At 55.6% G+C, this 12,833-nt stretch carries 9 protein-coding genes; all 9 read right to left on the minus strand.

Going from position 1 to position 12,833, the window contains the following annotated elements:
- Positions 1 to 2: 2 nt before the first annotated feature.
- The 9 genes from ABJT94_RS13675 to ABJT94_RS13715 all read right to left on the minus strand — a co-directional run bounded on the left by ABJT94_RS13675 (position 3) and on the right by ABJT94_RS13715 (position 12,809).
- Positions 3 to 998, minus strand: coding sequence for a YhdH/YhfP family quinone oxidoreductase (locus ABJT94_RS13675; protein ID WP_348476084.1), 996 nt, complete (start codon positions 996 to 998; stop codon positions 3 to 5).
- Between the two features lie 94 nt (positions 999 to 1,092).
- Complete coding sequence (locus ABJT94_RS13680; protein ID WP_348476085.1) at positions 1,093 to 1,665, minus strand: adenine phosphoribosyltransferase; 573 nt, start codon at positions 1,663 to 1,665, stop codon at positions 1,093 to 1,095.
- Between the two features lie 91 nt (positions 1,666 to 1,756).
- The gene (locus ABJT94_RS13685) at positions 1,757 to 3,046 is read right to left on the minus strand and encodes an NCS2 family permease (RefSeq protein ID WP_348476087.1); all 1,290 of its coding nucleotides are present in this window, start codon (positions 3,044 to 3,046) and stop codon (positions 1,757 to 1,759) included.
- A gap of 469 nt (positions 3,047 to 3,515) precedes the next feature.
- Positions 3,516 to 5,000 (minus strand): malate dehydrogenase (quinone), encoded by a 1,485-nt coding sequence (gene mqo, locus ABJT94_RS13690; protein ID WP_348476088.1) that lies wholly within the window; start codon positions 4,998 to 5,000, stop codon positions 3,516 to 3,518.
- Positions 5,001 to 5,378: 378 nt separating this feature from the next.
- On the minus strand, positions 5,379 to 7,805 hold the full coding sequence (locus ABJT94_RS13695; RefSeq protein WP_348476089.1) for a cyanophycinase: 2,427 nt from the start codon (positions 7,803 to 7,805) through the stop codon (positions 5,379 to 5,381).
- 534 nt (positions 7,806 to 8,339) lie between these two features.
- Positions 8,340 to 9,425, minus strand: coding sequence for an alanine racemase (gene alr, locus ABJT94_RS13700; RefSeq protein WP_348476090.1), 1,086 nt, complete (start codon positions 9,423 to 9,425; stop codon positions 8,340 to 8,342).
- A complete protein-coding gene (gene dnaB / locus ABJT94_RS13705; protein WP_213677530.1) occupies positions 9,422 to 10,825 on the minus strand; it encodes a replicative DNA helicase in 1,404 nt (467 codons plus the stop codon). Before dnaB ends, alr begins: the two co-directional genes overlap by 4 nt.
- 669 nt (positions 10,826 to 11,494) lie before the next feature.
- Complete coding sequence (rplI, locus tag ABJT94_RS13710; protein WP_213677529.1) at positions 11,495 to 11,944, minus strand: 50S ribosomal protein L9; 450 nt, start codon at positions 11,942 to 11,944, stop codon at positions 11,495 to 11,497.
- Positions 11,945 to 11,954: 10 nt separating this feature from the next.
- Entirely contained in the window at positions 11,955 to 12,809 is an 855-nt protein-coding gene (locus ABJT94_RS13715) for a hypothetical protein (RefSeq protein WP_348476091.1), read from the minus strand.
- Between the last annotated feature and the right edge of the window lie 24 nt (positions 12,810 to 12,833).

Consider the following 12,833-nt stretch of genomic DNA (forward strand, 5'->3'; position numbering starts at 1 on the left):
GGTCAGTCCTGGGCAATGCGGATCAGCGCGCGACGCTGAATCTTGCCGGACAACATGGCGTCGATACGGGGCCCCAGTTCATCGAGCGTCAGGGTGTCACACATCGAGCTTAGCAGCGGCAGCTTCCACAGACCGGCATACTTGGCCAGCACCCGGGTGCGAGCATCGAGTGGCGCATCGGCACTGGCGACACCCAGCAAGTTCACGCCTCGCAGAATAAACGGGAATATATCGGCGGGAAGCGCCGTGCCACCCACAATGCCACAAGCCGCTACTGACCCGCCAAAACGCAAGCTCTTGAGAATATTGACCAGAGTGTGTTCCCCGATAGTATCGATGGCACCGGCGAACTGAGCCGGTCGCAAAGCCTTCGGGTCCGGTTCGCTGAGGGCTTCCCGGGGCAGTATGTCGGTTGCACCCAGCTGTCGCAGCCAATCGTGGGCATCAGTCTTGCCCGTAACGGCAGTCACCTTATAGCCCAGTGTCGAGAGTAAATGCACCGCCAGGCTGCCGACACCACCCGTTGCGCCAGTAACCAGTATGGGCCCGTCGTCGGCACGGACACCGGTTTCAATCAGTTTTTCAAGGCAATAGGCCGCAGTTACCCCGGCAGTACCGAGCCGCATGCTGTCAGCCATGCTCAGACCGGTTGGCAGAGTCACCACCCAGTCGGCCGGCACACAGACGTAGTCGGCAAAGCCACCCTGGGTGTTCATGCCCAGATCAAAACCGATGACGGCGACTTCAGTCCCCGGCTGAAACTGACCGGACCGGTCGCGTTCAACGACCCCTGCAGCATCGATGCCGGGCGTATGGGGGTAGTAGCGGCTCACGCCCTTGTGGCCGTTTGCAGACAGCGCATCCTTGTAGTTCAGCGACGACCAGTGCACCCGTATCAGGACATCGTGATCGGGCAGTTCGCTCATTGCCCGATCTTCAATGGCGCGAGTCACCCCTTCATCGGTGAGATGTATTCGTAATGCTCGATAAATGGTCATGGTTGCCCCCTGCCTGTCTGCTGCGGATACCGGAACCGAGACGCCCCGGAAAGAATCAGTCTACCCACATACTGGTTGAATGGGTTATACCGCTTTAGTCGCCCTCAAACTCGCACAGAGCACGAACCGTATAACCGGTACGCCTCAGCGTCTGGCTGCCACCGAGGTCGGGCAGATCGACAATGGCGCTGCATTCAACCACCTCGGCCCCCAGCCGCTGTACCAGCGAACAGGCCGCAACCAGAGTGCCACCGGTGGCAATGAGGTCATCGATCACCAGCACACGCTGGCCCGGCTTAAGTGCATCAGCATGAATTTGCAATACCGCCTGGCCATATTCCAGCTCATAGGCTTCTTCCAGAGTGTCAAACGGCAGTTTTCCCTGCTTGCGTACCGGCACAAAGGCGGTATTAAGCTGATAGGCCAGTGGCGCACCCAGAATGAAACCACGGGCATCAATACCAACCACGGCATCGATTTTATAATCGAAATACCGGTGTACGAAGGCATCGATCAGCTGACGAAACACCCGAGCGTCAGACAACAGCGTGGTGATGTCACGAAACTGCACCCCAGGCTTCGGCCAGTCCGGCACGGTGCGAATGTAAGCTTTTGGGTCAAACAACCCGGCCTGATTTTCGGTGTTCTGTACAGAGTTATTTAGCACTGACGATTCCACTTCACATAAAAAACGGGGCCATTGTAGCGGCCCCGTTTTGTTTTCGCGATGCTTCTGGCGAGCTCAGCCCGCCAGGCCGTTACAGGAAGACGTACTTCAGCAAGGCAGCACCGGCAATGATGTAAACGCTAATGTTCACGTCTTTCGCCTTGCCGGCGAATACTTTGACCACAGCATAAGTGATGAAACCGGCCGCGATACCTTCTGCAATGGAATAAGTCAGCGGCATCATGACGGCTGTCACCACGACTGGAGCAGCTTCGGTCAGGTCTTTCCAGTCAACACTGGAAATCGATGAAATCATCAGCACCGCTACGAACAGCAGGGCCGAGGCCGTCGCGTAGGATGGGATCATTTGGGCCAGGGGCGAGAAGAACAGCGCCAGCAGAAACAGTACAGACACGGTCAGCGCAGTCAGGCCAGAACGACCACCGGCAGCGATGCCGGCACCACTCTCAATGTAACTGGTGGTGGTCGAGGTACCCAGCAATGAACCCGCAACAGAGGCCGTACTGTCTGCCATCAGTGCCTTGCCCAGCCGCGGCAGCTTGCCGTCTTTGTCAAGCAGTTTGCCTTCTTTGGCAACGGCCACCAGCGTGCCCGAGGTATCAAACACATCCACAAACAGGAACGCCAGAATGACGGCGATCAGGCTCAGTTCCAGGGCGCCAAGAATATCCAGCTGGAAGAAGGTGGCACTGAGGCCCGTCGGCATCGAAACCAGGCCGTTGTATTCAACCAGACCGAAAAAGAAGCCGGCAACCGTGGTGGCCAGAATACCTATGATGACGCTGCCGGTAACGCCCCGGTGGTGCAAGGCTGTGATCAGTGCAAAACCCAGAAACGCCAGAATCACCTGCGGTGAGCTCAGATCGCCCGGGCCAACCAGAGTGGCGTCGTTGTTGACCACCACGCCCGCACCCTGCAAGCCAATAATGGCCAGGAACAAACCAATACCAACGGCAATGCCGGTTTTCATCGACCCGGGAATGGCGTTGATGATCCACTCCCGTACTTTGAAGGCACTGAGCAGCACAAACAGGATACCGGACCAGAACACACAGCCCAGCGCCACTTCCCAGCTAACGCCCATGCCCATCACAACACCAAAGGTGAAGAAGGCGTTGAGACCCATGCCCGGGGCCAGTGCCACCGGGTAGTTAGCCAGCAAACCCATGATGCCGGTGCCCAGGGCAGCGGCAATACAGGTAGCCACAAACACAGCGTCGAACGGCATGCCCGTCGCCGACAGGATGCCCGGGTTCACGGCGATGATGTACGCCATGGTCAGGAAAGTAGAAATACCCGCAAGCACTTCGGTGCGAACATCGGTTCCGAGTTCTTTCAGCTTGAAGAATTGTTCCAGCATGATGATTCCTATTATAGGCAACCCAAACGGGCGTCCGTACGAACGCAGCCAAATGGTCAGTCGCCTTGTTTTTATGGTTTTCCGTAACAGCGGTCATGGTGTGTAACCACTGTGGTGTTTTGTAACAGCGGCGATTTTCGCAGACTTTACACGCGCAAGCACCTCTGGACCGTTCGGTCAGAATTTAACTTAGCAGATGCCGTGCCAGGAGGGAGGATTATTTGATAACTCAAGTTTCGGAGTTCGCTGAGGTGACAAGCGGCGGGTGCCGGGGTTGCCCCTGTGGGGTAGTCCGCAGCAGGGATGCTGCGGTCTAGGCTCCATGGACGGATCCACACCGACCCCACAGGGGCAACCCCGGTAGCCGCTGCGGGCCAATGCCACTTAGCCGCCCCGAACTCCGAAATTTGAGTTATTCACAAGGAAGTTAACCCGGCCTGCTACAGGCAGGCTGGGTTTATTAGACATATCAAGGATGCAGTTTCAGGGTTTCCAGGGTGCGCTGACGTACCTCTGCCAGCAAGTCGGCGTCGTTAATCAGCGACTTGCCGTAGGAAGGCACCATCGTCTTCATCTTCTGCTGCCAGCCCGCATCGCTCATGCGCTCTGCAAAGCAGGTTTCAATGATGTTGATCATAGTCTGCGCCGCTGTGGATGCGCCCGGGGAGGCCCCCAACAGAGCCGCCAGGCTGCCATCGGCGGTGGAGATCACCTCGGTCCCGAACTCCAGCTTGCCCCCGACGACAGGGTCTTTCTTGATGATCTGAACACGCTGACCGGCGATGGCCAGCTCCCAGTCTTCGTCCCGCGCATTGGGGTAGAACTTGCGCAAGGCATCGACCCGGGATTTGTGCGACTGCATCACTTCGCTGATCAGGTAGCGGGTCAGGTCCATATTACCCAGGCCCGCAATCACCATGGGTTTCAGGTTGTTGGGCCGGACCGATTTGACCAGGTCAAGGAAAGACCCCTGTTTCAGAAACTTGGTGGTGAACCCGGCAAAGGGGCCGAACAACAGCGCTTCTTTACCATCGATGATACGGGTATCCAGGTGCGGAACGGACATTGGCGGCGCACCCAGAGGCGCTTTGCCATACACCTTGGCGTGGTGTTGCTTAACGACCTCGGGCTTGCGGCATACCAGCCACTGACCACTGACCGGAAAACCTCCATAGCCGTGTCCTTCCGGTACACCCGATTTCTGCAGCAGGGGCAAGGCACCGCCACCGGCACCCAAAAACACAAAGCGGGCATCCACGGCCTGTATCGAGCCGGTTTTAGTGTCTTTCAGGGTAATGGCCCAGCGACCATTGTCTTTCTGGTTCAGGTCGACCACTTCGTGGGACAGCTTCAATTCGAAGCCTTGCTGTTGCTCCAGATTGCTCACCAAATGCCGGGTCAGTGCCCCAAAATCGACATCAGAACCATACCGAACGCGGGTTCCTGCCACTTTTTGGTGCGGATCGCGATCCTGCATGATCAGCGGCATCCACTGGCGCAACACCTCCGGGTCGTCGGTAAATTCCATGTCTTTGAACAGGTGATGGGCTTTCAGCGTTTCATAGCGCTTTTTCAGGAAGGCAACATTGTCGTCACCCCAGACGAAGCTTTTATGCGGCGCGGTGTTAATAAACCGGGCCGGTTCCGGCAAGGCGCCCTGCTCCACCAGATAAGACCAGAACTGCAGACTCACTTCAAAGGCAGAATTGATGTTGAACGCCTTGGAGGTGTCGATGCTGCCATCGGCCTTGACCGGCGTGTAATTTAGCTCGCAATAGGCGGCATGACCCGTGCCCGCATTATTCCAGCCATCACTGCTTTCCTGCGCGACGCTGTTTTGCTTCTCCAGCATCAGGATCTCGAAACTGGGATCCAGCTGTTTCAACATCATTCCCAGGGTAGCGCTCATGGCGCCGGCACCAACTAACACAACGTCTGTAGTGATTGCAGTCATTAGGATATTCGCCCGCTGAAAAGTAAGCATTGGAAAGCCGTTTGCGACACTTTTACGATGTGCGGTACACCCGCGAACATCGGTTTGTACAAGCGTCATTCAGTAACAAACCACTTCCTGAAACCGTGGGAGCCCACCATGGCGACGGATTAAAGCGAGTGTATGCTAACCCGCAGCGCCAACAGTTAAGCCAACCGCAGCGAATTATACGGATTTTGTAACAAATGTCTTGAACAAAGCGCCAAACAAAGATCATCCATTTGGCGTATAGACGTTACGGAGCTTGGCGTTCCGTGGTTTACCGGGGTAAACGCCTAGCGTTTACAACCCCATAAAAAAAGCCGGGTTGCCCCGGCTTTCAAGTCAGCGTTGGACTAATCAGTCGTGGGCAATATCCAGCGTCAGATTCTGATATGACACCTGATCACCTTTCTGCACCGCCACTGTGCTGACATCGGCAGAGATTGTCAGGGTGTATTGCGGATCATCTTCTACAAAAGAGGTTCCCGTGGCACTCGCCTCACCAGCAACCAGAGTATTGCGAACCCAGGTCCGATAATTGTCTTCATACAAGACATCGTTGTTGGTGGCACCGACTGCCGGCGTCTGATCCAGGGTCAGCTCCGTACCCGTTTCCGCAAACTCGATGTCATACGTTTCTGATTGCGGATACCAGACAAACCGGTCCCCTTCGGTCAGGTAGTGAGTAATGACATTGTTTGCCTCGAACGGAGCATCGGCAGTCGCCACCAGTTCAGCAGCGTCGATGATATAGACACCACCAGCACCCGTTACCTGCATTACAACACGGTGAGTACCTTCTTCATTGTGCTCGGCTACATTCAAGGCTGTGGTCTCATCCACACCGAACCCAAACCGAACATTGGCTTCCTCGACCAGTCGGATTAGGCGGGTTTCGCGAGCGCGCTCCGAAAAATGCGTGTCAGTCACACCCCAGGGAAAGGTGCCCATACCACCCGTAGGTTCGTGATTACTGCTGTCGTAACCATTTACCAGCGAATCGTAGGCCGAGCCTGCCGTAATCATCGGATTCACGGGTTCAGCATTGAGCAGTTTACCACCCCCCTGAACAGCCGCACCAGCTGAGGTACCGCCAATAATCAGATCACCGGCGGCTTGGCGCGCCAGGATCTGAGTCAGCTCTGCACTTTCCTGGCGGACGGCGCCATCGAAAGTCACCAGTGCATCAAAGCTGCGAACCTGATCACCACCATTGATGAAAATGCCATCAGCTGCTTCGATTTCACTTGCCAGCCCCTGTTCACAAGCGGTCATGTGTGACTCGAAGTAATCCGGATAGAGAAGATCCAGATGGGCCGCTGACGCATAATCGCTGTGGTAGGCGGCCAGCCAGTCGCACTGGGCTTCATCGCGTGCCTTGCGGTAGGCACGGTCAAGTGGTAACCAGCGGGCTTCGGCTCCCGCCTGTTCGAACACACCCTGATAATAATCGGCAGCGGCGTAACTGTTTGCTGAAGATGATGTCATGACAAGAATAGTCGGCGTCTCTTTGCCACTGGCATCACGAGCTTGCTCAACAAACGCTTGATATAAACCGACTGCATCACCATTGACTGAATTCGAAAGACCTACATACTCTACCGCTCTCTCATAGTCAGTAAGGTCATCAATAAGCAATTCGAGTATTTTGTACCGTATCGTTCCTGGCAAGTCGTTCCAAAGGTCCAGTCCGGTTTCATAACCATCGCGCAGTACGACGTCGGAAAATGCATCGCCAAACACATCTCGGTTTTCGCCTTCACCAGTATTGTTGCTGTAATCGACTGAGACTTCACCGGATTCATCCAGCATCGCTTGCAGGATCAACACCACCTCATCTTGGTGTTCGCTGCTGTCCCAGCCAGACTGTACGTCAATGGCGTCAATGATCGTCTGGTCAAGAATAAAGCTATTGGCATCCAGCGTATCAACCAAACGGAAGAAGTCACCGTCGTTATCGTCGTCAACCAGATAACTCAGGTCTGAGTTATAAAGTGCATCGCCATCAGCAAGTAGCGTACCGCCCGCATCGATGTCTTTCAGCGCCAGCAGCAATTCATCCTGCTTGCGAGTCTGGGCACTGACCAGATCCGCGACCACGGTTTTAATGACGTCTTGCTCGTCAGTCAGAACATCGGCTGCCAGGGCATCCACCATGGCATTGACCGCCACCGACTTGGCTGCCGTCACGGTGTAGTTCAGACGCTGGTCCGCCTTTTTCAAGCCTTCAAAGGTTGCGTATTGAGCAGACGAACTGTCGAACCAGATGCTGTCGCCATCGACACCCTCGGGCAACCCTGGCACTTCTGTGGCGGTGATGCTGATAAAGTCGGCTCTGAAATCCTGCCAGTCAGCGTACTCGGGCGTGGCGCCAAGTTCTTGCTGTAAATAATTAAGAATTAGCTCAACACCGGTTTTAAAATCCGGATCGGTTTCCCAAGACGGATCAGCCACCAGGGCATCAATTTTAACCTGACTCATTTCGACCGGTTCGGTCAGTGCAACGGCGACTTTTGCCGACGCATCGCCGTAGTATGCCCAATATTCATCCCAGTCATCACAATCATCTGGCTGGACACTTGAGCAAACACTGCCCGCACCACCCACGAGTTGAGAACGCATCAGGCCGTTTGAGATTGTCGTTAATGGAAATTCAACACTGACCTTAAAAGGTGGTTGCACAGTTTCGGGAGTATCATCCTTCGAACTGGCGTTACAGCCTGCCAGTACAGCAGTAGCGGCCAGAGTCAGTGCCAGCGAAATAGGCGTGTTTTTCGACTTCATAGATTCACCTGTCCACGACGAACCGCGCGAGTTCATCACGTAAAAAATTGAGAATTGATCAGATTTGGCCATGACGTTTCAAACAGTCAGAACGTTGCATCAGGCAGGCACACACAGCGGTTACAACAACCGGTTGATGGCTCACCAATGATCAGACGTTAGAATGAAACAGAGACCAGGAACGACTCAAAGGACAGGCAGTGGCTACTCGTCAAACCACTCGCTGAGGTAATACGCTTTGCAGGGGAAGGCCCGATAATGGCCTCTTACATTGGTCATCATAATGGTTTACGGCAGCCGGGTCGGTTGCTTTTACCCTCGTGTTGATGGCATTTATTGTTATCTTTAAACGTGAACGCCATGCAGGCTGGCTGCTTTGCGTTCCGTTTTGCTGGTTGCCTTCGCATGACTTTACTCTGCGTAATCAGCACTTCCAATGTAGGTCTATTCGGGGGCCAATGACAAGTATCTTTAAGCGGAAATCGTTAAAAATTAAACCCAGGTCGCAATCCTGTAATTCTAACCTGGTTAGAATTAATCGGTGGGCCATTGTTTATCGACACGGGGTGAAACCCGAGTCAACAATTCATATCCAATGGTACCGATATGTGAGGCGACTTCATCGACACTCAGGTGCTCGCCCCAGAGTTCAGCCGAGTCTCCGAGTTGGACCTGGGGCACATCGGTCACATCAACAGTCAGCATATCCATCGATACTTTACCCACCAGAGGCACGCGCTGCCCGCTCAGCCAGACCGGCGTGTTGTCGGGTGCATGACGCGGGTAGCCATCGCCGTAGCCAATGGCCAGAGTAGCGATGCGACTCTCCCGTTCGGCTTGCCAGCGAGCACCATACCCGACCCTCTCACCGGCCTGGATATGACGCAGAGCGATCACGGGCGCAGTTAAGGTCATCGCCGGTTTCAGCCCCAGCTCCAGCCCGGTTTTGCCGAACCCGGGCGAGGCGCCATACAGCATGATGCCGGGTCGAACCCAGTCGGCATGGCTTTCAGGCCAGGCCATGACGCCAGCCGAATTGGCCAGGCACAAATGCACGCCTGGCAGTGCCCTGGCCAATGCATTAAAGCGGGCAATTTGCGTTGAGGTAAAGGGATCCTCGGGCTCATCGGCACTGACAAAATGCGTCATCAGGTTGACTGGCTGCAGGGGTCGAATGGCCTGAATTCGTTTGACGAAGTCGGGCACTTGGCCGGGTGTCACGCCCAACCGGTGCATGCCGGTATCGACCTTCAGCCAAATACGCTGTTGCCCGAGCCGGTCTGCCATGGTTTCGAGGTAGGTCAGTTGCTCTGTCTGGTGAACAACGGTATCGCAGCCAAGACGCACCGCATCCAGCGCTTGCAGAGGCCCCAGCGTGCCTTCCAGTAAGAGTATGGGCGCATTGATGCCCGCATCCCGCAGTGTCTGAGCCTCTGCCAATGTTGCGACGGCAAAGCCATCGGCCTGATGCAGTGCCTGAGCCGCCTGAACCGCACCGTGGCCATAGCCATCGGCTTTTACCACCGCCCAGATCCGAGCTCCGGGCGCCAGCGTTCGAACCCGCTGCAGGTTGTACTGCAACGCTGAAGGGTCCATATACGCGCAAGTGCCCCGGCTCATTCGTCTTGCCAGCTGCCGTATTGTTCCGGCGCCAGATTTTCAAATCGGCTGTATTGCCCCAAAAACGCGACCCGACAGGTACCGATGGGGCCATTACGCTGCTTGCCGATGATCAGCTCGGCAATACCCTTGTCAGTAGAATCTTCGTTATAAACTTCATCGCGGTAGATGAACATGATGATGTCGGCGTCTTGCTCGATCGCGCCTGACTCACGCAGATCCGAGTTGACCGGTCGTTTGTTGGGGCGCTGTTCGAGGCTCCGGTTCAACTGCGACAGGGCGACCATGGGACAATTGAATTCCTTCGCCAGCGCCTTCAGCGACCGGGATATCTCGGAAATCTCACCGGTTCGGCCCTCGGTAAAGCCCTTAATCTTCATCAACTGCAAGTAGTCGATCATGATCAGCCCGATATCGCCATGCTCCCTAACCAGGCGCCGCAAGCGGCTGCGCATTTCATTCGGACTGATGCCAGGCGTATCGTCAATAAACAGTTTGCGGTCCTTGAGTAGATTGACCGCCTTGGTAAGTTTGGGGAAATCGTCTTCATGCAGCTTACCGGTTTTAACCCGCCCCATGTCGATGCGTCCCAGTGATGCAATGGACCGGGTAATGATCTGGTCGGCTGGCATTTCCAGACTGAATACGACAACGGGCTTGTCCTGATTCAGCGTTGCTTCTTCCACCAGGTTCATGGCCAGCGTTGTTTTACCCATGGATGGCCGGGCCGCCAGAATCATCAGGTCCCCGGCCTGCATACCGGTGGTCATTTTGTCGAGATCAGTAAAACCCGTCGACACACCGGTTATCTCACTGTCGGAGTGAAAAAGTTCATCAATGCGCTGAATGGCCCGGTCGACCAGTGGGTTGACGTGCACCAGCCCGCCATCCTGATCAGCCCGTTCCTCAGCAATTTGAAAAACCTGACGTTCGGCATCATCGAGAATGGATTCGGCATCCATCCCACGCGGGTCATAGGCTTTGCTGGCTATGTCATTGGCAACGGCAATCAGCCGCCGCAACACCGACCGTTCCTGAACGATCTTGGCGTAGGCAACCAGATTACCGATCGACGGCGTGTTTTCAGCCAGATCGTTCAGATACTCCATACCGCCAACGGCATCGAGCTGCTTCTCGTTATCGAGTGCTTCACCCAGGGTAATCACGTCGAGCGGCTGAGTCTGCTCCGCCAGCCGAATCATCATCCGGTACACCTGACGGTGCTCGTTGCGATAGAAATCGTCCGGCAGTAGGATCTCGGCGACGTTATCCCACTGGCTGTTGTCGATCATCAGCGCACCCAGCACCGACTGCTCCGCCTCCAGCGAGTGCGGCGGCACCTTAAGCCCGGCCAACTCGTCGTTGTGGGAGAACAGATCGTCTTCGAGGGTGTCGGTCATAGAGCGTTACTCATCGGGATCTTCAGCACAGAGAACAGAGCCAGCTATGGTATCGGTTTGGGCTGCCAATTGGGAGAGGCTTTGGCCTTGGAGGCTGGTGCCATGAGTCAGAAATTCAGAGGGTAAGCTATTCCTGTGGTCACCGCTTCTTAGGTGGCAGGCGGGCTGTCGGGTACGCCTACTGGAGGCACGCCGTAAACCCCTCCCTGGGGGCTCGGAGACCGCATCAATGCGGTCTAACGGCCACCAGTAGACGCACCCGACAGCTCTTGGGTTCTACAGCGGTTAATCAGCACGTATTTCTGACTCATGACACCAGGGTGAGCACCGAGATCTAACTATGATCAGCTCGAATCACCCTGAAGATCATAGATAGAAGGTCATGTCGGAATTGGCAGCCAATAGAGTGTCAGGTGCCGGGTAGACCTATCTGGGGTAGTCTGAGGCATGGATGCCGAAGCCTAGGCCCCATGGATGGGTTGAGTGGGCGGCATCCCGCCCGACCCCAGATAGGTCTACCCGGTGCCTGACACGCGCTCCTGGCACAGAGCATACCCGGTGCCTGACACGAACTCCGAGCACAAAAAAACGGGAGGCAGGGGGCGCACAAAGTGCGCTCCTGTCTCCCGTTCTGTGTCAGAACCGTATCAGCAGTGAATTACTGCTGAATCAGGCTTCCGGTACCACGATGATGTGAACCGAGGCTTCAACATCCGGATGCACCTGGATGGTGATGTTGAATTCACCGGTGTTACGGATCGGGCCAGCAGGCATTTTGACTTCAGACTTGCTGATTTCAACGCCAGCGGCAGCAACCAGATCAGCCACATCTCGCGGGCCGATAGAACCGAACAACTTGCCTTCATCACCGGCGTTCGCTTGAACGGTCAGTTCGATTTCGGCCAGCTTCTCGGCGCGCTCGTGAGCAGCGGCCAGTTTTTCGGCTTCGGCTTTCTCGAGCTCGGCACGACGCTCTTCAAAAACTTTAACGTTGTCCTTGCTGGCAGGCACAGCCTTGCCTTGCGGGACCAGGTAGTTACGTGCGTAACCGTTTTTTACGTTAACGGTGTCGCCCAGAACACCCATCTTGCCAACTTTCTCAAGCAGGATAACTTCCATCTCGCTTACCTCATTCGTCATTCTGGTCCGGTGCTTTGGTCAGGCGGGCTCGAATATCGACCACACCATCAATCACAGCACCCAGTACCAGCAATGGTAAAATGAACTGATTGAGCAGCAGGCCCCCGACATAAAATGCGAGTAACCACTGCCCACCCATATTCGTTTTCGCAATCACCCCATGCACCAACGCCACACCGGCGAATAACAGGGGCAATAGCAACAACAGCATGGCTGCAGGCTTCACTGCGTAAGCCAGGCCAGCCAGTAACACCAGCGCTATCAGCAAGCGGCCGCTGATTCGCAGCGCATGGAATTCCTGTCGGAACCCACCCGGGTTGTACAACCCGGCTTGCCAGTAACGCGCCAGCACCAAACACAACAGTGCTTCCAGGAGTTCAACGGTCATTACCAGAAAAGCCGCATTGGGCTTCACCGATTCCAGCATCTGCCACATGGGCTGAGAGGAATCGGTGCCAGCGACACCCTGTTGTACCTGGGTAATCACCGCTTCAACCCGATCGTTCAGCAAAACCTGGGCGGCTATAGCCAGCGCAATGCCCAACAGGGCCGCCACTGTCAACAACACCGACCAGCTCTGCACCGATCGCATCACCATCGCCAACAGCGCGGTGACGGGTAAAACCAGCAGGGGCAAGATCAGCCCGGTCAATTGCCAGGAAACCAGTCCCCCTGCCAAACTCCACAACAGCACTCTGGTGCCTTCGGTGGCGCCACGCCTGAGCGTGACCAGTGCCACCAGCGCCGCGCTGAGTGCATAAAGCATCGGCAGCGCAGCAAAACCTGCAGCAAGAACCCCAGCGTTCAGTTGGCTTTTCATCGCAAAGCGAGCCAAGCCCATCATGCCGGGGTCCTCCCTTTAATCCGA

This window comes from Saccharospirillum sp., from assembly GCF_039982735.1.
Taxonomy (GTDB): domain Bacteria; phylum Pseudomonadota; class Gammaproteobacteria; order Pseudomonadales; family Natronospirillaceae; genus Saccharospirillum.